The organism is Natrinema sp. DC36 (assembly GCF_020405225.1).
Lineage (GTDB): Archaea > Halobacteriota > Halobacteria > Halobacteriales > Natrialbaceae > Natrinema.
On sequence record NZ_CP084474.1, the window covers coordinates 223184 to 243009 of the forward strand.

24 protein-coding genes are annotated in these 19826 nt (G+C 56.6%); 9 read left to right on the top strand and 15 right to left on the bottom strand.

The window, feature by feature from the left end:
* Positions 1 to 15: 15 nt before the first annotated feature.
* A complete protein-coding gene (locus LDH74_RS23720; protein WP_226042920.1) occupies positions 16 to 888 on the bottom strand; it encodes a succinate dehydrogenase/fumarate reductase iron-sulfur subunit in 873 nt (290 codons plus the stop codon).
* A 440-nt stretch (positions 889 to 1328) separates the two neighbouring features.
* Here LDH74_RS23720 and LDH74_RS23725 point away from each other — a divergent pair, with 440 nt between their 5' ends.
* On the top strand, positions 1329 to 2510 hold the full coding sequence (locus LDH74_RS23725; protein WP_226042921.1) for a tryptophan--tRNA ligase: 1182 nt from the start codon (positions 1329 to 1331) through the stop codon (positions 2508 to 2510).
* 360 nt (positions 2511 to 2870) lie between these two features.
* On the opposite strand, the gene LDH74_RS23730 is transcribed toward LDH74_RS23725, so the two are convergent.
* The 6 genes from LDH74_RS23730 to LDH74_RS23755 all read right to left on the bottom strand — a co-directional run bounded on the left by LDH74_RS23730 (position 2871) and on the right by LDH74_RS23755 (position 8600).
* On the bottom strand, positions 2871 to 3071 hold the full coding sequence (locus tag LDH74_RS23730) for a hypothetical protein (protein WP_226042922.1): 201 nt from the start codon (positions 3069 to 3071) through the stop codon (positions 2871 to 2873).
* 196 nt (positions 3072 to 3267) lie between these two features.
* Positions 3268 to 3717 carry a universal stress protein gene (locus LDH74_RS23735; protein WP_226042923.1) on the bottom strand — a complete coding sequence of 150 codons (450 nt, stop codon included), beginning with the start codon at positions 3715 to 3717 and terminating at the stop codon, positions 3268 to 3270.
* A gap of 363 nt (positions 3718 to 4080) precedes the next feature.
* Entirely contained in the window at positions 4081 to 5787 is a 1707-nt protein-coding gene (locus LDH74_RS23740) for a ribosome biogenesis/translation initiation ATPase RLI (protein ID WP_226042924.1), read from the bottom strand.
* 207 nt (positions 5788 to 5994) lie between these two features.
* Complete coding sequence (locus LDH74_RS23745; protein ID WP_226042925.1) at positions 5995 to 7122, bottom strand: DUF2249 domain-containing protein; 1128 nt, start codon at positions 7120 to 7122, stop codon at positions 5995 to 5997.
* 115 nt (positions 7123 to 7237) lie between these two features.
* A complete protein-coding gene (locus tag LDH74_RS23750) occupies positions 7238 to 8248 on the bottom strand; it encodes a hypothetical protein (protein ID WP_226042926.1) in 1011 nt (336 codons plus the stop codon).
* Positions 8249 to 8285: 37 nt separating this feature from the next.
* Positions 8286 to 8600 carry a CGCGG family rSAM-modified RiPP protein gene (locus LDH74_RS23755; RefSeq protein WP_226042927.1) on the bottom strand — a complete coding sequence of 105 codons (315 nt, stop codon included), beginning with the start codon at positions 8598 to 8600 and terminating at the stop codon, positions 8286 to 8288.
* A gap of 107 nt (positions 8601 to 8707) precedes the next feature.
* On the opposite strand from LDH74_RS23755, the gene LDH74_RS23760 reads away from it, so the two are divergent.
* The 3 genes from LDH74_RS23760 (at position 8708) to LDH74_RS23770 (ending at position 10083) form a co-directional block, all read left to right on the top strand.
* The gene (locus tag LDH74_RS23760) at positions 8708 to 9037 is read left to right on the top strand and encodes an antibiotic biosynthesis monooxygenase (RefSeq protein ID WP_226042928.1); all 330 of its coding nucleotides are present in this window, start codon (positions 8708 to 8710) and stop codon (positions 9035 to 9037) included.
* Positions 9038 to 9445: 408 nt separating this feature from the next.
* Positions 9446 to 9697: a hypothetical protein gene (locus LDH74_RS23765; protein WP_226042929.1), complete on the top strand. Its 252-nt coding sequence runs from the start codon at positions 9446 to 9448 to the stop codon at positions 9695 to 9697.
* A gap of 155 nt (positions 9698 to 9852) precedes the next feature.
* A complete protein-coding gene (locus LDH74_RS23770) occupies positions 9853 to 10083 on the top strand; it encodes a heavy-metal-associated domain-containing protein (RefSeq protein WP_226042930.1) in 231 nt (76 codons plus the stop codon).
* A gap of 13 nt (positions 10084 to 10096) precedes the next feature.
* Here the strand turns inward: LDH74_RS23770 and LDH74_RS23775 are convergent, their stop codons facing one another.
* Together LDH74_RS23775 and LDH74_RS23780 are read right to left on the bottom strand one after the other, a co-directional pair.
* Complete coding sequence (locus LDH74_RS23775; RefSeq protein ID WP_226042931.1) at positions 10097 to 10561, bottom strand: transposase; 465 nt, start codon at positions 10559 to 10561, stop codon at positions 10097 to 10099.
* Between the two features lie 271 nt (positions 10562 to 10832).
* A complete protein-coding gene (locus tag LDH74_RS23780; RefSeq protein WP_226042932.1) occupies positions 10833 to 11183 on the bottom strand; it encodes a DsrE family protein in 351 nt (116 codons plus the stop codon).
* Positions 11184 to 11383: 200 nt separating this feature from the next.
* Between LDH74_RS23780 and LDH74_RS23785 the strand changes: the two genes are divergently transcribed.
* On the top strand, positions 11384 to 11764 hold the full coding sequence (locus LDH74_RS23785; protein ID WP_226042933.1) for a cupin domain-containing protein: 381 nt from the start codon (positions 11384 to 11386) through the stop codon (positions 11762 to 11764).
* Between the two features lie 2 nt (positions 11765 to 11766).
* Entirely contained in the window at positions 11767 to 12072 is a 306-nt protein-coding gene (locus LDH74_RS23790) for a cupin domain-containing protein (RefSeq protein ID WP_226042934.1), read from the top strand.
* Positions 12073 to 12126: 54 nt separating this feature from the next.
* Here LDH74_RS23790 and LDH74_RS23795 read toward each other — a convergent pair whose 3' ends face one another.
* From LDH74_RS23795 to LDH74_RS23810, 4 genes are all read right to left on the bottom strand, one after another.
* Positions 12127 to 12411 carry a sulfurtransferase TusA family protein gene (locus LDH74_RS23795; protein ID WP_226042935.1) on the bottom strand — a complete coding sequence of 95 codons (285 nt, stop codon included), beginning with the start codon at positions 12409 to 12411 and terminating at the stop codon, positions 12127 to 12129.
* Positions 12404 to 13258: a hypothetical protein gene (locus LDH74_RS23800; RefSeq protein WP_226042936.1), complete on the bottom strand. Its 855-nt coding sequence runs from the start codon at positions 13256 to 13258 to the stop codon at positions 12404 to 12406. The genes LDH74_RS23795 and LDH74_RS23800 overlap by 8 nt, the downstream gene beginning before the upstream one ends.
* A 459-nt stretch (positions 13259 to 13717) precedes the next feature.
* Entirely contained in the window at positions 13718 to 15535 is a 1818-nt protein-coding gene (locus LDH74_RS23805; RefSeq protein ID WP_226042937.1) for a multicopper oxidase, read from the bottom strand.
* Positions 15536 to 15741: 206 nt separating this feature from the next.
* Positions 15742 to 16593, bottom strand: a complete 852-nt coding sequence (locus tag LDH74_RS23810) for an IS5 family transposase (protein ID WP_226043163.1) — start codon at positions 16591 to 16593, stop codon at positions 15742 to 15744.
* Between the two features lie 523 nt (positions 16594 to 17116).
* On the opposite strand from LDH74_RS23810, the gene LDH74_RS23815 reads away from it, so the two are divergent.
* Positions 17117 to 17608 (top strand): hypothetical protein, encoded by a 492-nt coding sequence (locus tag LDH74_RS23815; protein WP_226042938.1) that lies wholly within the window; start codon positions 17117 to 17119, stop codon positions 17606 to 17608.
* 43 nt (positions 17609 to 17651) lie between these two features.
* On the opposite strand, the gene LDH74_RS23820 is transcribed toward LDH74_RS23815, so the two are convergent.
* Positions 17652 to 17888, bottom strand: a complete 237-nt coding sequence (locus LDH74_RS23820; protein WP_226042939.1) for a DUF2249 domain-containing protein — start codon at positions 17886 to 17888, stop codon at positions 17652 to 17654.
* A gap of 60 nt (positions 17889 to 17948) precedes the next feature.
* Positions 17949 to 18407 (bottom strand): metal-dependent transcriptional regulator, encoded by a 459-nt coding sequence (locus LDH74_RS23825; protein ID WP_226042940.1) that lies wholly within the window; start codon positions 18405 to 18407, stop codon positions 17949 to 17951.
* A gap of 126 nt (positions 18408 to 18533) precedes the next feature.
* Here LDH74_RS23825 and LDH74_RS23830 point away from each other — a divergent pair, with 126 nt between their 5' ends.
* Both LDH74_RS23830 and ric read left to right on the top strand, forming a co-directional pair.
* On the top strand, positions 18534 to 18884 hold the full coding sequence (locus LDH74_RS23830) for a DUF488 family protein (protein WP_226042941.1): 351 nt from the start codon (positions 18534 to 18536) through the stop codon (positions 18882 to 18884).
* 143 nt (positions 18885 to 19027) lie between these two features.
* Positions 19028 to 19753, top strand: a complete 726-nt coding sequence (gene ric / locus LDH74_RS23835; RefSeq protein ID WP_226042942.1) for an iron-sulfur cluster repair di-iron protein — start codon at positions 19028 to 19030, stop codon at positions 19751 to 19753.
* Positions 19754 to 19826: the final 73 nt, after the last annotated feature.

Genomic DNA, 19826 nt, shown 5'->3' on the forward strand with positions numbered 1-19826 from the left:
ATCCAGTGTTCTCGATCACCAGAATTTGAGGTTCTGTTTGACTGATTCACGCTTCATCTCCTGGATTTCTTCTGTGATCGGGATGTCCTTTGGACAGACAGCTGTACACGAAAATTGCGTATGACACTGCCAGACCCCGTGTTCTTTATCGAGTAGATCCAACCGATGTTCCTTCGCGTCTTCCTCTTCGCGTTCGTCCATATAGAACCGATACCCCTTGACGATGGCAGCGGGGCCGATGTACTCGTCGTCGAACTGTGAGGGATTACACGACGACGTACAACAGCCACACTGAATACACCGTGAGGCCATCTTGATCTTCTCTCGGTTCTCGGGAGATTGATGCTGTTCTTCGAGTTCACCGTCTGGGAGATCCTCGGGCTGAAAATATGGTTCAACGGACTCCATTCGCTCAAAGAAGTGGTCCATATCCACTACCAAGTCCTTGATTACTGGTTCGTGAGGGAGCGGTTCGACGCGAACTGGCTCATCGAGATCGGAGATTTGCGTTTGACAGCCGAGTCGTTGGCTCCCGTTGATGAATAGTCCGTCACTTCCACACACCGCCATCCGGCACGAGTGACGGAATGTGAGACTAGAGTCGAAGTGGTCACGAGCGTAGATGAGTGCGTCCAAGACTGTCATCCCCTTTTCGTAGGGAACATGGAAGTCATCGAATCGGGGTTCTTGCTTGGCTTCGACTTCAGGATCGTACCGGAAGACCTTCAGGAGAGTTGTCTCCTCATCGGCGGGAGACTGTGCTTCAGCGGCCGCTTGTGCCTCTCGCTCTTTTGCTCGTTCATGTTTCTTATCGAGACGCTGCTGCTGTGATGAAGAGCCAGTGTTGGATTTTTCTTCTGTCTCTGAGGGTGTTTGTTGGGAGCTCATATTCTTGGGTAAAGTACTGAAATTCGCTCAGGAGGGTAGCGGAGTCCCATGTGAAAAGGTAACGGGGGGACATCCAAATAGCTGTCTCCGAGGAATCACACGAAACTACCTCATCGACCAAGCATATACTTTGAAAATCGGAACGTCGAATCTCTGCTGAGTTGCAGGGTTAATCAGAATTCGAAGGTACAGTACGCCGGTACTTCGTATTCAATGGATTGAGGAGAGCAGCAACACATATACCCGCTCCGCACCCACTCCTATACGTAGTGTCCACTTCCCTCGAAACCGACGAACGGCGCTGGCGGTAGTTAGGGTCCGGAAGTGGACAGTATCGCGGAGTACGGCCAGTCGATCTCACTCGATTGGCCCATCCACGATGCTCACTCGCTTTCTCGATCGCATCGCCCTCATCATGACCTCCAAACGCGCACCCACTAATGACACCAGAAAGCGAATTCACCGTCACGCCCTACAGCGTCGACGGAGAAATCGACTACGAGAAACTCCTCGAACAGTTCGGGGCTGACCAGCTCTCAGACGACCAGATCACAGCCTTCCCCGACCCAGTCCATCCGCTAGTCCATCGAAACGTATTCTACGCAGAACGCGACATAAACAGGTTCCTCTCCGCTGTCAACGCAGGGAAACCCCACTCTATTGTTACGGGCCGCGGCCCATCAGGGCCAATGCATATTGGTCACGCCGTCCCGTTCTACTTTGCCAAGCACCTGCAAGAGCAGACAAACGCTCTCGTCTACATTCCAATATCCGACGACGAGAAATACTTCCTCAAAGACATGTCCCTCGAAGCAATTGGCGAACACACTCGTGAGAATATACTCGAACTGCTCGCAGTAGGATTTGATCCAGATCGGACGCGTATCATCGTAGACACTGCGGATGGAGACGTGGTGTATCCCCTCGCAACCGCATTCGCAAAGGCGGTAACCCAATCGACTGTCGAGGCGACGTACGGAGAACCTTCGAACATCGGCTTGTCATTCTATCCCGCGGTGCAGGCGACACACCTCCTCTTGCCGCAACTCGTTGAGGAACGTCATCCGACGCTCGTTCCGATCGCAGTCGATCAAGACCCCCATATCCGCATCTGTCGAGATATTGCGGATAAAAAGCGATACGACGTCAATAAACCGAGCGCATTACTCTCGAAATTCCTCCCGAGCCTCGCGGGGCCAGGCAAAATGAGCTCTTCAGACGACGCTCCCAGCATTCTTCTCTCCGACGACAGAGAGACCGTGTTCGAGAAGATCCAGGCCCACGCATATTCCGGTGGTCAGTCCACCATCGACGAACATCGAGAACAGGGTGGAGATCCGGAGAGAGACACGTCGTTCCAGTTTCTCTCATATTTCTTCGAAGCGGATGACGAGCGGCTGGAAGGACTCGCCCAGGACTATCGTGATGGATCGTTGTTGAGTGGTGAACTCAAGGAAATCGCAACAGAAAACATAGCCGACTTCCTCGAACGCCATCAAGAACGACGAAGGCAATTGGGGTCACTCGCAGATGAGTTACCAGCGTACCGATTGACCGATGCTGAGCGAAAGCGGGCTCGCCATCGAGCCGGATTTTTAGATGATGGACTGTTGTGCCGGTAGCTATATCCATCTGTATGGCGCGATTTGCAGTGGTTGGTTGGAATTGAGTTTCACCGACCTAGTCGTAGAGTCGAACTTGCAGCGTACTATTTTCAAGAGCATATTTAGAATACCATCTCGGCGTGACGGCGTTCGAATTGTTATGGGTCTGGACGGCACACCGGCCGGTCAACTCATGATGGTGGATGGATAGATGACATTCGTGGGCACTCTCGTCAACGGAGGGACACGGTCTCGTCCGATCCACACTCGGAGACTGCATCTGGGGCAAAGAAGAGACGAACAGCCTGGTCGTGGTCTTCTAATCGATTTTCATTTTACGACTCAACACCGCTGATCCGGGCTCATGTGGATCTCGTTTCAGCCGGTCCAAGTACTCCCCATGTCATCGCTGATGTTCTCCAGCCAATCTTCGAACCTCGCCTTACAGGTTTCGGCTGTCTCGATGTGTTCCATGAATCCAGCGCCACCATCCCGTAAATTCTCGCCACAGAACGCACAGAGATCTGGATTGGCCCAGTCATCGGAATCCCGGGGTGGATGTGAATCGTCAGAAGCCATATCAGTGATTACGGTCTCTGGATGGATAATACTGGTTGTGAACTATCTACTGATGGTTCCCTCTGATATTCCCCCATCTGTATTGATATGCTGAATATATGGGCCGAATTAAACAGTCCCTGATGTGATAACTTTTTTCTTGTTTCCCTTAATATCCTCACTAATTGCAGTTCTACTCCGGTTCTCAAGGATCTGTTTATTCGTCGACTTCCGTTTTTATAACGATTGTCGGTCGAGTGGTAAGCCTGAGAACGCGCTCTGTTACACTTCCGAGTATCGCCCGGTATTCCGCTGGTCGATGTTTCGTCCCGAGGACAACCATATCGACATCGTTGCGATCTCCATAATCGAGGATCGTTTCAACTGGGTGGCCGTGTTTGAGCGCTTCCTTGGTTTCCACATCGGAATCCATCGCACTCGACCGGACCTGCTCAATCGTTTCTTCACCGAGTTCTTCGAGTCCATGTTCCGGTCCTTCTGCTTCGTTCACGTACTCATCTCCGCTGTAGGCCGTGTAGATACTCTCATCGACGACAAAGAGTACGTGTAGGTTTGCAGCGTGTTCCTTGGCAAGATCGATTGCGTGCCTTTCGGCATTCTGCGATGAGACGGTTCCATCAGTGGCGAGTAGAATTCGGTCGTACATTCTGTCCATACTTCTCTCTGTTACCCAATAAGACTACCCCGCTACTTCCACATATCGCGACGACTTTTCCACGAAGATGTCGAGAAACATCCCCTAACCGTTTCCGAGAGTAGACCCTTAATGATCTGTTTATTTCCGAGTGGTCGGGGAAGGGATCATAATCCAAATCGGCGGACCACGTACGATCGCACATTCACTTTAACGTGAAGGACACCACTTGCATCAAGCTCTAATAATTTCCTGTCGGTGTGTCGTTCCCACTTCCATTCAATTGGGTGATCAGTACCGGTAGTAGTATTCGCCGCTCGACTTTTGTTTCCGGTCAAGTTGACTGCCCGGCTTATTCACTCGTGGCCTGCCGGTTCATTCGTCCCGTCGAAACGTGATTCCGAGGGTAGATAGAAACGCATTCATGCCATCCCGCATCGATTGCGGAGAATTTGCATAGCCACTCTGACTCGGTTCGCCCTCGAAGACGATCAACCGATCGGCAACTCGGTCGATGACGAAGAGGTCGTGATCCACGACGAGCACGGGTCGGTTCGTTCGTTTGCTAAACTGGTGAATCCGGTCAGCGAGTACCACTCGACGGTTCACGTCGAGGAACGCCGAGGGTTCGTCCAGGAGATAGAGATCTGCATCACGAGCGAGACATAGTGCAATCCCGACACGCTGTAACTCCCCGCCCGAAAGCGAGTCAAGTGAGCGAGCGTACAACAATTCGAGGTCGAAGGGATTCTGGATTCGTGTTTTGAATGATTGGGCGTGGATATCGGTGACCGATGCAAAGCGTTCACGGACTATAACGTCGCTATCCGGCGTGATATACTGGGGTTTGTACGAGACGAGGACATCGTCCGGAACCCGTCCACTATCGGGAGTTACACTCCCGGCGAGCATTTTTACGAACGCCGTTTTGCCCAGCGCGTTCTCTCCGACGATACCCACCGATTCACCGGCGTGAATCTGTCCCGGTCCGACGATGAGAGAAAAGTCCGCGACCGATTTTTCAAGCTGCGGATATACAAGGGCTGGTTCGTTGTTTCCGCTGTCGCGAGAGCCAGCTGACGGGAAGTCAATCGAGTGACGCCGAATTTGAACGTTTTCTTCCGATAGTTTTCCCTCCAAGAACTGGTTGATGCCCGCCCGGACTGCCGACCGCTGGGCAACGATGCCGAATCCCCCCGGTTCACCGTACAGGACGTGGATCGCGTCAGAGAGTAGGTCGAGCGTCGCAAGGTCGTGTTCTACGACAACAGCCGCGACATCGGTTTCCTGCACGTGACTGCGGATCGTCCGTGCCACTGACAACCGCTGTTTGATGTCCAGAAACGACGATGGTTCGTCGAACAGATAGAGATCCGCCGTCGTCGAGAGGGTCGCACCGATAGCAACCCGTTGTCGTTCACCGCCGGACAGATAAGACAGTGGCCGATCGAGAATCGAGCGGATATCGAGTGTATCGACGAATCGGTCCGGTTCGTCCGAACGGAGAGCGAGCAGTTCGCGTACCGTTTCCGCGTCGGTCTCGTGGAGGGTATCGACCCGCTGGTTCTTGTATGCGGTGACGACCGACTCGTCTCGGAGCCGTTCGAGATGGGTCTGCAGAGTCGTCCCCCGAAATGACTTTATCGCCCGATCCCAGTTTAACTCTTCATCGGCACCGCCAAAATTTGGTACTCGGTTGCCAGCCAAAATGTCCAACGCAGTACTCTTCCCGATACCGTTGCGGCCGAGGAGACCGATAACGGAACCGTCGTCCGGGATCGGGAGATTGTACAAGCGGAACCCGTTCTCGCCATACTGGTGAACGAGGTGCCCGGTTTCCGCTGGAAGCGGGACGATTTGAATCGCGTCGTTAGGAATCTTCTTTTCGATGAGCCTGTGCTCGGCCAGCACGTTGGCGTCGTCGATGTGGAGCTCACCGCTCTCAGTGACGTGGAAACCCTCGTGTCCGGATCGGTTCAGTGGGTCGTACTTGACGGCGATGTTGCGCACTTCGTCGGTGACCTTGTCCTGGTCGATGATTGCGACGTATTCTTGCTTCCGTCCGCGTTCGGGCTCTATCATAGATTATCTGAACCGTCTGTTCGGGCGTTCTTTAGCCGCTGTCGTAGGGTTGTTTCCGGCAACTCAAATCGTGAGCGGTGAGCCTAGGTTCACTCGATCACCGGAGTCAACCCCAGACCACGTTCTCGACCGATTGAGCGCCACCGCGCCGGCGTGTATCCAATAGATGGTCAGGCTCAGCTTGAACTCGGTAGCCTATTACGCCGTTCAGAATGGGGCGCCCTCTTCTGCAGGATCTAATGCTGCCTCTTCGCCTTCGGCGACTTTTCCGACGAGTACTCGGAACTCCCCGGATTCCTTCTGTCGATACTGCCAGTGGAATTCCGGCCCTTCCTCGGCAGTGAACTGATGGTACAGCGGCTTTGGGTCGTGGTCGTTGACGAGGACGAACGCTTCACCCTGTTCGAGGTCGTCGTACGCCTGGAAGATCAGCTCGTGGCGACGAACAGGCGGATACTCCCTGACGTCGAGTTCCTGGCTGACTTCGACGTCGAGGTCCTTGTCGGTCCCGGACGCTGCTTCCCCGTCTCCATCGACCTCCTCGCCGGCGTGATGAGTATGACCCTCGTGATGGGCATTCTCACCGGCACAGGAGCTCGCTTCGGCGTCTTCACCATCGACGTCCACGCGCTTCGTGATCTGGACGGCGACGCGGCCCGGTTCCTGCTCGACGATCCGCCACTCGAAGGCGTCGCCGTATCGCTGCTGGAACTCCTGTTTCAACGGCCGGGGTTCGTGGGGAGCAACGATCTCCATCGCTTCGCCTTCCGGGATCATTCCGTACCGATGGTGTATCGACGGATGCCGCTCGGGTTTGGGAATCTGACGGACGTCGTACCGGGTGATGACGTCGTCGTCCGGCGCAGTGGACTCCTCGGTCTTTTCGATAGCGACACGCCACTCACGTCCCCCTTCGTCGAGATACTCCCACTCGAAGGTCTCACCGCGCGTCGATCGGAGCTCGTGGTATAGCGGCTTCGGGTCGTGGTCGTTGACCAGCACGAACCCCTCCCCAGGGGCAAGTTCGTCGAATCCCTCGAGCAACACCTCGTGGCGTCGCTGTGGTGGCATGACGCGGACGTCGAAGTCCGGGAGCGCGGCGGCGGCGAGGTCGCCCTCCACCACGACCGCCATCCGAACCCCGTCTGCATCCCTCGTCACGTCCCACGAGAGCTGGATGTTACATTCAATTTGATACCGCAGCAACGTGAAGCCGGGCACCTGATCTGCGATCAGATGAAACGTATCCCCCACTTCGCCACCGTCAAACTGCTCGTAAAGGCGATCTCGAATAGCGTCACGAGACGCACCAGTCAGGTCAATCTCCGTACCCATACTATCGACTTTAGGGCCAGGGTGGATAGGCACTGGGGCGAACACTTCCACTGACACTTCGCAGCGTCCACTATACAGTTCGTTTTCCGGTTCAGGTCAGCAGTCCGACGACTCGTCACGGTGGCTCTTTATTGTTTGATATGGCGTGTCCTCGACGGGTCCTCTCGCGAAACACGTGGAGGTCAAGCGGTGACCCTGTCCGGTCGGTGGGACCGGACTGTGCGGACACCTTACCCCCTCTTTCGTTGTACGGTGGGTCTAGGTCCGTAGTCTCAATCCGTGGTGTGTCGCCTAGCCAATCGTCCGGAACGACCCCCACGAGTTCAACTCGATCCATCCCTGCCACGTGGTGAGCGGATTCGAGGTGGTCATTGGCGAGCACCCAACCGCCCGCTCGCAAGTTCCGCTCTACGATTGCCTCCTCGACGAGCCCCGAATTTCGAAGGATGATCACGTCGGTGCCGCCAGCCACGGAATAATTTGTAGCGTCGCCCCAACGGGCCGCATACCCCGCTGCTGCCAGGTCGTCCATCGCCGCCACGTCGACGTCGACGTACGTAACCTCGGCCTCGGGAAACGCGACCGATGGGCTCACGTCGTGGCCCGACCCAGGGTAGTACACGACATCGGCCTCGATACCGAACCGGTTGGCGACGGCTCGGTACTGGGAGATTCTGTCTGCGAAGGTGACTGGCCACGAACCGGCGTTCATCGACATCCGACGGGCGGGACACAGCTCGGCTGGCAGCAGGTAGTCGCGTTCACCCGTCTCAGGGTGGGTGCCATACCCGGCTGCATGAACCGCAAGTGTCGCCTTCCGTACCGGTTCGGTTGCGGCGACGACTTCGGACCAGTCAGAATGCGTCCGACCTCGAACTCGCTGAACGTACCTCGCCACCGCGTCGCTGGCTACGTGGTAGCGATCAAGGACGTCGTTTGCCAACTCGGCGCCTGACTCCTGAGTTACTTCTTGCATCGTCGTGTCCCGTTCTGCCGGTGTAGCGTAGTCGTCGTTCGAGGGTGGCTCGTTCGCGTCCTGCCAACCATTGAGAAACGACTCATAGTCTGCGAGTGCGTTCCGCAAACGCTCGGCAGCGAGCCGAAGGTCACTGACGGTAGTCGTCATCTTTCGGGTGTCAAGTCACGGCTGGTCGTTCGCACACTCATACCTCGACGCGGACGATGTGACCCCCACAGTTGCACTGACAGACGTACTCCCAGCGGACCCCGTCGCCGAATGTTTCATCGAGTGGTTCGTAGAGATACTCTGATGGGTGTCCGTGTGCCTCGTGAGTGACGAGTTGGACGAGAGACCCCTCGACGGTATTCTCGATCGCTGTGATCGCCTCCTCGACCAGTAGCTCTCGATCTGCCGCGTGTTCGGGTCGCTCAAGGTCTGCTGCCCACGCGCTCCCGTGGACGGGATCGGTGACCGGTTCGGTCCCGTGGTTCTCGTGATCGCTGCTGGTGTCGGCCATTGTCGAAACTACCACGGCTATAACCATAAACACACGAACGAACGTCCTCGGCGCGAACATATCCGAGCGGGAATTTAGGAGACGGCGGCACTAACGGTCTCCCAGGAATGATCGTCGTTTCTAACCGGGTTACCATTCCGGATGAACGGGTAGAAACATTCGAAGAGCGCCTTCGAACGAGTTACGGGATTGAGGAAAGGTCGGGGTTCCACGGGATGACAGTCCTCGCACCCGTCAACGCGGAGGGCCACATCACCATGACATTCTGGGAGACGAGAGAAGACTACGAAGCGTGGCGAGAAAGTACCGCCTTCGAGTCAGCACACCAGGAGGCGTCCGCGGAACGTGCCTTCAAGAACGGGAATACCGTCGAGATTCACGAGGTCGCCGTCGATCGATCGACGACAGAATCACCAGTACACGTCAGTGAGGAGTGACAGTTCCGTGTTACCCATCGTGGAGCGCGTACCCAAACGGTCGTTCGTCGGCAGGGTTCGCCAGTGTGGACGCGTCCCCCACCCAATGATCGCTACAATACCGCGTCGGATCGATTCGACGACATCATCCGACCTATGGACGTGATGAGACGGGAGTGGACGTTCGGAGTCGGGTTCGCGATCCTCGGTGCACTCACCGTCGTCGCCGTCCAAGGAATCGATTCAGTACTACTCGGCGCCATCGTGGGATTTTTTGTCGGGAAGGCGATTCAAAGTCTCCTCCTGACGGTCAGGGGCCCCTGGACCCAATGACAGAGTTCGATCGGTCGGAGCTACGGGATAGACTCGTTATTGCCTCAGACAAGATCCAGAGCAGCAGTAATTTGGGGACGATTGACCATCGATAGCTTGAGTGAAATGGGAGATACAGAAGACGTGGAGCAGTATTCGTATCTGATTCGAACAAGACCGGGTCGGGACGAGTACGTCGTTGTCATAATTCGGAAGTACTACGAGGAGTTGCTAATCGACGTGGAGAAAGGCTCACAAGGAGGTAAGGACGGTCTCATCATCACGGCTGTTACTGAAATCCCAATCGAGGCGATCGAGCGCATTGGGGAGGTCGAGACAGTGGACCAGCTGCCTGCCGGAACCCAGTAACCGCCCGATCTATCTGACTGTGCGACAGGCCATAGACCCGCAGTGGGCGCTGAATGCTCTCCGATAAACTAAGTGGATCTCTACGACGGTCACTGATACTCGGAACAAATTCGTGTGAATCGTTACCACCATTCGACGTCGACTAGTAAAACGATATGGACTCAATTGCCACCGTATCGGTCACCGATACTGTCTTCGAGTGCGACAACTGTGAGAACACGATCATCACCGTCTTGGAAGGAACCCCTGGGGTCGATGGAGTGACCATTGAGACGGATAATCGGACCTTGGCGATCGAGTACGATCCCGAGACTACTAACGACGAAGAGTTACACGAAATCGTCGAGACGTGGGGATACGCACCCGAGTCAACTACCCCGCCCTAACGCTCGCTTACGCTCACGTCTGAGGGCGGGGCTTGTCCGTGGACTCCCCTTCTGGCCGAAACTCAGCGGACGAGAGTCCGTCGCTCAGGTTCAGCGTCCCGGACTTCAGGGCGAGTTGACCGTCGCCCAACCCCGAGGGACGTTTGCCCTCGGGTACAGTTATCAGCCGCTTGCCGATGTTCTTCGCCGCGTTGTAGTCGCCGTCGAGTTCGTAGCCGCACTCGTTGCACACGAACCAGCCGTCCGAATCGCGGTTCGTGCTCGACTGGTGGCCGCACTTCGAGCACGTTTGCGAGGAGAATGCAGGGTTCACGTCTTCGACATGGATGCCGTACTCGGCGGCCTTCCATGCGATCATCTCCTGGAGTGACCGTGATCCACCCGACTGCCCGAGGCTATCAGGCCGATGGTCGAGTGGGAGTGTCCGACTAATCCACGGGAAGCCTCGGGGCTTGACCCCGAGGCAGTTCACCGACATCAGTATGACCTCACCCCTGGATGGGATGGAAGCGCGGTCAACACAGCTGGAATCGCTCTAGATATCCACATAGTCGTCGATAGCACCGAAATCTCGTGATGGTTGGTTCGAACATATACGCTGGGCTCACGAATTACATTGCTCGAGGTGTCTCAATCACTGTGTTCCGTACCTTGATGAACGGTGACATGCCCAATACAACAGCCTCGTTTCGCCGCGAGTCGGGAGGTTCGATGAGCAGTACATCGATCGATACCCAGACCGTCGTCGCTCAAACGATGTGAAGCTCGTAGCCGTCGTCGACGAGCCGCGCAACGTCCGGAGCATGCTCGGTCCCTTGGATCTCAAAGCCCTCGGCCTCGACGACGTCAGCGACCCCTTTGAACGTCGCACAGTGATCACAGACGCTAGCAATCAGTCCCAGCTCCTTGGCGTCCTCGTAGGCCCGAACCGCCGGTTCCGGGTGGTCCTCGATCCCGTCAAACCAGTAGGTCGCCGCGCCGTCGAAGTACACGGCAACCTGGTGGCCCGCTTCGTCGAGCTGACGTGCGTAGGTAAGCGGATTGGCGAATTTCCCCGGCGTCTCCGGTGAGGACAGGAGCAGGAAGGCGTGTTTTGCCATAGACGCATCAATGTTGGATGGCCAATTCCGTGGGTGTGGAGGCGAACATATCCAGTCGATCGCTGCCTCCACGAGTCGCCGGTCGGAAACATTCGGACCAAAGCTCTTCCTCCGTACACGCCAACCACCAGTCGTATGCGCGATACAGTCTCATCTCGCTCGATTGGGAGACGAACAGAGAGACCGCTGAGGTGGTCGTTGTGACCGCGACGAACTTCGACGCCGAACGGGCCTACGACGACCGGAAGTTCAACGCCGTGGAGGTCTTCAAAAGCGAGCGAATGAAGGTTGTCTGTGGGTACTTCGAGCCCGGCCAGTTCATCCCCGTACACGCTCCATCGAGCGACGTCGCGATTCACGTTCACTCGGGGACCGGACTCGTCCGCGGCGGCGACGACGAACACGCCATCGAACCCGGCGACGTAGTCGTCGTCGAAGCCGGCACCGACCGCGGGATCAAGGCTGATGAGGATAGTCGGCTCGAAGCATTTCTGGTTACTGCCCCGCCGCCGACGGACGCCGAACACGACCCCGTTCGCGAGGGGATCAAACGAGAAAAATTCGACCCGAGGAGTGCGTGACAATGGCCGAAATCGTATCCATCGGGGATCTCGAGGGAACCCCCCACGCAAACGTCTTTCCCGACGCCGAACCGAAGACGATCAGATTGACGCTGGATGCGGGCGAAGCGGTAGCGGCCCACGACCACCCGGACCGCGAGATCGTCCTCTACCTGATTGAGGGAGCGATCGAACTCACCCTCGACGACGAGGAACACGACCTGAGTGCGGGCGACATCGTTCGTTTCGACGGGCGCCGGGAAGTCTCCCCACGGGCAATCGAACCGAGCGTCGCACTGATCGTCCTCGCTGAACGGTCGAGCGACTGATCGCAACCGTGGATTTCGACCACATCGACGTGTAGGACCGGCCGGGAGAGCCGGTCACGGCTTGCGGATGCGAAGATATGTGGTGTACTCAGTTCTGAGCAGTCCGGTTCGATCTTTCGTGATTGCGATCAATTCGTGGGGCGTCTGTTCAGCCAACTGAGGATACTCCGTTCGGGCACGTTTGTCCGTGCTTTTCACGACAAGGATCGACCCGTCGTCGAGGTCTTCGAGCGCTTTTTGGACGCGTACGATGCCGCTTGCACAGCCACGTCCCCGATTGTCTACGACCATGTCGGGAGCGATGTCCGGGGCCGTCGCAGTATCCGTAATTTCAGTCATCGATAGACACATCCGTGTCAGTCTCCACCCGCGACGCTCCAAGCTCCTCGAGGTCACAAACACCCTCGATGGGTGAACAGGCACGCCACATGGGACACAGTTTGAAGATGACGACGAGCACGCCGATGAATCCGGCCTTCGCGAGAATCGCGAGACCGATCGTCGACGTAACGTACACCGAGACGTTCAGGCCGATGGCGTCGACTGCCTGATACGCTCCAGTAAGGAAGATCGTCGGAATGACGAAGCGGACGGCCCACCGAAAGCGTTCCAGTTGCTCGGCGGCAGCGGCGACGACGTCGACCCGCGGACGCTCCTGTCCCGACGGGACTGCCACGAAAATATTCCAGACCGCCCCACCGATCCAGACGGCAAAGGCGAGTAGATGGAACATTCGAACTGCAATACCAGCCGGTTCAAGACCATGCATCGCGACTTCGCCAATAGCCGTCGCGAGCAGTGTGAACAGGCCGAACGTCAGCGCGAGCAATCCCGCTCGACTTCTGAACTGGGATTCGACCGTCCGATCCGCGAGGATAGTCCAGGCGACGATTCCAACCGTAGTCAAGACGAGCATGGCGAGGGCAGCAACTCCGACGGTCGTTCCAAATCGCTCGACGTACCGCCAAAATACGACGCCCCCCGCGAGAACTGTGACGATCACCGCAAGGCTGGCGATACGATCGAACCGCTCGTACATCGCCACACAGTACTCACGAGCACCGGTCCCGAGGTCCGCCGGACGAACGAACAGATGCTTCCAGAGCAGTCCGCCCACGAGCGTCCCCAGTGCGACGAGAAACGCCCACGTCGCGACTGCAGAGACGATGCCACTGTCGCCGACCAACGTGGTAGAGACCCAACTGCCGAGTAAGGACGCAGCTACGATGATCGTGAGTGCGACCTTCGGAAGGAGATACCGGTCAAAGAGTGCCTCCGTGGTGGGACTAGGCGCGGATTGAGTGGGGTTTGACATCGTGGGGCCACCTCGTGTTTGATATTAGGCCTGTCGAAACTAAACCTGCGTCCGGATATATTCGACATGGGTCCAGCACAATACCGCAAGACTGAATTCGAACGATTGGCCTTGTTGAAACCCTCACTATGTGATATGTTTCGGCAGTCCTGCTGAATACACAGCGCGAGTGTGGCATGGGCTGAGAGTCACTTTGCGAAGGGCAGTGATCGGTTAGTACAGGCAACATAGTTACCAAAACGGCTAGCGATCTGCCTGCTGAACTCTGAGGCGGGGTTTCTGCAATTATTCGGAGGGGAAATTTATAGCCAGTTCTTCATTCTCAGTAGGTCACTCGTCCTCAGTATCATCGTCAGCCTTTGGGAGGACTCTAAATGGGCGCATCATGTCGTAATCTTCGTGCTCAATCATGTGGCAGTGCCACATGTACGTGCCCGTCTGATCGTTGAACAGTCCCTCGTACTCCCCGAAGTGAGCGATCACGTGAACTACTTCTGCAGGATCGACAGTGACCACGTCGTTCCAACCACGTTCATACGGTTGGGGCGACGTAAGCGAGTCCGGATCGACACCATCCTCAGATGCATCGTAGTCGGTCAGCGACTGTCGTCCCAGGACTTGGAAGTGGACAAGGTGGAGATGCATCGGATGGGACATTGCGGTGTTGTTGGCGATGCTCCAGATCTCGGTAGTACCGAGTTCTGGCTCCTCAGTGATGGGATCATCAAGCGCATAGCCCATTACCTGCTCTTGATTCCCAAGGAGATGTTTTGGCCGCCCGTACTCGTCGCTCTGCATGCTGAGCCAAAGGTGTCTGTGTTGATCGACCGTCTCGGTAGAGAGGTCAGGAACTTCCGTCAATCGGTCAGGCACCGTTCCTGGACCTTCGACAGTCGTCGAGTCCGTGACATCGACGAGCATGATCTCCGGAAGCGGCTTCGTCTCGTCGCTGTCCTCTCGAGAGCCACGATACAGCGACGGCGCGCCGTTGTGAAGGAGTAGCGTTTCTCCCGCATAGTCGCTGAAGTCGACAACGACATCAGCACGCTGACTTGGACCGATTTCGAGACGGCCATCTATATTGACCGGTTCCGAAAGTAATCCGCCGTCGTTTCCGATCTGGACGAACGACGGTCCATCGCCACCAGTCTCGCTCGACGCTTCATCGTACTCAAGTAGTTTGAGGTCGTAATATCGGCTGTTGGATCCGTTGAGAAGCCGGAACCGATAGTCCCTCGGTTCGACGGAGAGCCGAGGCCAGGCTTTCCCGTTGACGACTGGCGTGTCCCCGTAGAATTCCGGAACGATGCTCGTCTCGGGATACGAATTATCGCCGCCTCGCTCCTCCGAAACGGCCGACGGGTAAAAGAGTGAGCCGTCCTCGTTGAAGCTCCGGTCCTGGAGTACGAGTGGGATTTCATACTCGTCTTCGGGCAGCCCAAGTTCCCGCTCTTGGTCGTTCCGAAGGAGATAGAAACCCGCAAGACCGGCGTACACGTTTAGCCGCGTAATACCGACCGCGTGGTCGTGATACCACAGGGTTGCTGGCGGCTGGTCGTTGACGTAGTAGTAGTCTTTTTTCTCGAAGTTGGGGCCCGTCTCCGCGAAGTCACGGGTGAACCATCCTCGGGCTTTACCGTCGCTTGCAGCTTCGACGTTCCCACCGTGAAGGTGCGTCACGGTACGTACCCCCGGGATGTCGTACGGAACCAACTCATCGTGTACTGTCGTGTCAACGGGTAAGAGGTGATCGTCCGGCAGGTCGTTCTGCCACTGAACGTAGATCGGCTTGCCCTGTTCAGCTTCGATCGTCGGTCCGGGAAACTGACCGTCATACCCAAAGACGGTCGTTGGCGGGAGATCGCGATGGAGTTTTTGTTCGACCTCGCGCATTTCGATCTCGTAATAGGGGTGTCCGTCCTTCGTCTCTGTTGGTTCCGCGACGCTCGGGCGAGGTACTTCATCAACCCACGTTTCGAGATCTGGCGACGAGTGATCTCTTACTGTCGTTGGTTTTGTCGTTTCTGATGTGGTATTAGATGGATCTCCATCCGTGAAACAGCCCGCAAACGCCGAGATGCCGGTAACACCGGTGGCTAAGAGGAGCCTCCGGCGCGAAATGCCTGGTTCGGGTGTCCTGCTATTCATATATGAGCATATGAACTCCCTTCGAATAGCGGTACAGGCAGTTCCCGCCATATGGGAAACACAGGAATATGTTCGCCATTAGAGTCAGGAGTTTCGGACGATTGTGCACGTCTACTGAGCGACTGATTCGCTGGCTTCAGTATGACACAAACGAAGCCATCGTGCTGAACTCATCCTCTATATTCAGCAGTCCGTTCCTCTCGGAATCACGGACATTTGCCCCCCTCGTGCGAAATGGCGAGGCTTCGCTCCAGATTGTGAACGATGCACTTGATGACGAGCTCACGGAACTGTTTCCACCGGAGGCGTGACCGAACGAATGCACCGAATTTCTGTTTGATCGTGGCGTTGACTGTCTCGTTCATGTTCCGTCGATGGTAGAGGTCGCTATTCAGCCGAGCATTCCACGCCTTGTGGAGGGATGTGAACTCGCGGTGCTTGATGAGTGGCCGAATATCGTGGTCACGGGCGAGTCGCCGGAGCTTCTGGTCGTCATATCCCTTGTCACCGATCAAGACCGTAATCGACGCTACGTTCCGTTTCACTACCTGCGGTACAATCTGTGTATCGTGTTTTCGTATCGTCGTTACGTGGATGTCGAGAACGGCATTGGTCGCTGTATCGACCAACAGTGTTGTCTTCAACTGCCGGGTAGTGAGGTTCGTTCGCTTCGTGTAGTGTGTTGATGCATGTGCTCGCTCAAACCCGGAGGCATCGATACCGGTGACACCGTTCAGTGACAAGTCCGCGAGCGAGACGTTCAGGAGAACCCGCCAGACGGCCATCTCCAAGCGGTCGAACGCCTTGCAGAGTGTCGAGGGTGCAGGAATCGAATCGAGATCGAGGGCGTCACGAATGCGAGGCATCTCGATGAGTTCGTCAACGAGGTCACGGTACGTGGTCGTCTTCTTCACTTTGAGACAAAGCAGGACGACGTGCTGGCGGAGCGTGAACCGCTTTCGTGAATAGCGAGTCGAGAATCGTGCCACAGCACGGCGAGCCAGCATCATAGCCCGTTCAACGAATCGAAGGAGTCGTGACTTCGGGAGAGCATCCATCTTCCTCCAGCTACTCACCAGTCATGTTTGTCAGCAAGGGTTTCAACAGTGCCGAACGATTTGATCCGGAGACGCTTCGTGTTCCCACCAAGCGAATACATCCGTGGCGAAGTTTTCCTGTTCGGAGTGCGAAGACACATACATGAAGGGAGAAGCTGGAACGGCGACGACTTCGGTCCGCTGGCGGCGTCATCCGGATGTCGACGATCGGAAACCGATCGTTCGAACGGTTCCTTATGCCGAGTTCGTACTCGAACACCCTGACTTGGATCCGACGACATTTAACGCAGATTTCTTCCCCGACGCCGTTCCGTATACCGACGGTTCGAGAGATCGAGTCTTCTACTGGCGGCCTGCCCTCCGTGACTCGTCGCCGCCAGCTACCGACTGGTCGTTCGTGTACGCGACCACTCACGACCTCGTCGGTCGTTCCGAAACTGCTGTCGGAATCCGAGGTCTTACGACGGAACTAGCGACCGGCGTCGCAATCGTGGTCGACGGGACAGCGGGTGGCGATGCGAGTATGGCACATGTTCAGGATTACGAAACTCCTAATCTCCGTATCGTCGACGTGACTCCCGACTCGATCCGTCTCGCGGTAGACGGTGACGACTTTGAGGTGGCAGCAGGTGGCCGACGACGGATCGAACTGTCACCGCGCGCCGTGGAGCTGATCGGTGAAGACGAACCCGAGGAGATCACGCCCGAACTGTCGGTTCGCTATCCTGGCCGCCGCGAGATACACCATCCAGCTTCGAACGCTTCCGACCGGTTGTTCCCCTCGTTCGACCTCGATCTCACGTCGCTGGCGAACCCACTCGCCGTCCCCCTCCAGAATGGAGAGCTCGATCATGTCGCTCTCGCTACCGATCTGGGCATCAGTCTCGAAGAGCGTCCGTGTCCCGAGAGGGTCCTCTGGCAGGCGTTTGCGTATACGGCCTTCGACCCACGTCGAAAGTCAGTCCCGGATATTGGACGAACCTATGACGACCACCTCGTCGTTACCGCCCGTTGAGCGACACCATAGAACCGTATTCTGCAAGAGTCTGGTCGTTCCCTCAAGCGTGTTCAATACGGACGTGCCACTGGGCCGGACCACGCTGCTCAGATTCGTATTGGAAGCCTCGCTCTGTCAGGACATCATACAGCGGTTCAGGTTCGAAACTGTTGACGAGCAACAGCGTCTCTCCCTCGGGAAGTTCTCCAAGGGCGGTCATAATCGGATCGAACGGCTGACCGTCTATCCTTCGGACATCGAGTACTTCGTCCGCGTCAGTGTCCAGGTTGGCACTCATGGAACCAGATTGGTGAAGAGTCGTCCAATACATGACCCCGACTATGTTCGAGCGAACGCGCTACGCGATGCGACACCCATCGTAGTCTTGTCTCGTCTGGGGGCAGCGATCGATGCAGGGATGGTCGACCAGATCACGCAATCGCTTGATAGCCTCAGGAGGAAGGGTATAGCCGATCTCGTAGGACTGGTCATCGTCGAGATCCGCGGAGAGTTCCTCCCCGAAAAAATTCTCGACGACGCAGAGTCGCCAGGTGAGTTCACGGGCGACCTCGCTGCCTTTCTCGGTCAGCTTCACGCCGGTGTATTTCTTCACGGTCACCAGTCCTGCATCCTCTAACTTCGAACCCATCTCCGTGACGCTCGCTCCGCTAACGTCCAGACGGGTCGCAATCTCACCAGGCGCCACTCGGTCGGTGTCCTCGGACAGCCAATCAATTTCCAACAGATACTGCCCCGTACGCCGACCGACGGTCGCCCCGACAAGTCCGGAGGCTGTCGAGGTGATTTCGGTTGCCATACGTTTCCGTCGACTCTCCGACGATGAAGTCTCTCTCCCGAATTCGTTCACGTGATATCGCGCCATCTCCCTGAAGACGTTCGAATAGACGTGACCATCAAGTCCCATGCCGATGAGGAGCTTTCTATGAAGATCACTACGAAACGGATCTACGATACCCCCGACGACGATGGAGCGCGGGTGCTCGTCGACAGGCTTTGGCCTCGAGGCGTTTCGAAGGAGGAGGCACAACTCGATGCGTGGATCAAGGAGGTTGCGCCGTCGGACGAGCTCCGGACGTGGTACGATCACAACCCTGACCGATGGACGAGGTTCAAGGAGCGGTACGTCTCGGAGTTCAAGGAGAAGGACGACGCCGTCGAGCGTGTTCTCGATGTCGCCAAGGACGAACGGCTGACGTTGCTGTACGCTGCTGCTGACCGGGAGCAGAACAATTCCGTCGCCCTGCGTGAGTACCTCGAATCGCGGGTAGATTGATCGAGGTGCTTGCTCACATTTTCGAGAAACAGCTTGCCGCCCCCGTATCCATAAACGTCCCACGACCGCTGGTGGCTCGTACTCCGGCAATGTTCGGCTTTATCCTCAAGGACCTACGGACGCGATCATCACGTAGATCCGAGATGTCTAACGCGACCATCGATCCCCAGCGACCGGTAGGGGAACTCGCCCGTGAGGTACCGTCCTACACCCGTGTTTTCGAGGCAGCGGATATCGATTACTGCTGTGGAGGGGACACCTCCCTCGAGATGGCGTGTGAACAGGCAGGAGTCAATCTGGACGATGTGCGCAAACAGCTCGCCGACGTCCAGACGGACGACGCTCAGGCGACTGACTGGGACGACCTCGCAGAACTGATCGACGACGTCGTCGAAACCCACCATCAGTACCTGCGTGAGGAACTACCGGCACTGGAGGGACTCGTCAGAAAGGTCGCTCGCGTCCACGGAGAGAATCATCCCGAACTGGAGGCGCTCCAAGCAGCGTATCTCGACCTCGCGCCAGCAATGAAGGAACACATTCGGGAGGAAGAAGAGGAGGTGTTCCCGATCATCGAGAAGCTCGACCGTGGAGAGTCGCTCTCCGATGGGGAACGCCGACAACTCTGGGAGGAAATCGAGGAGATGGAAGCGGACCACGAGGATACGGCAGAACTGCTAGAGCGCATCGCGGAACTGACGGACGGATACACCGCCCCAGCCGACGCGTGTCCGAGCTACGAGAGTATGATCGAGCGTCTCGATACTCTCGAGCGAGACACGCACGAACACGTCCACAAGGAGAACAACGTTCTCTTTGTCGAAGCGGAGACGAAATTACCAGACGGTGTCGGAGTTCGAGATCCCTGATCGCCATCTCTCGTGGATCGGTCAGTTCGGATTCCCTACCGAGATGGATCGGACATGAGTTGCTATGGCTTCT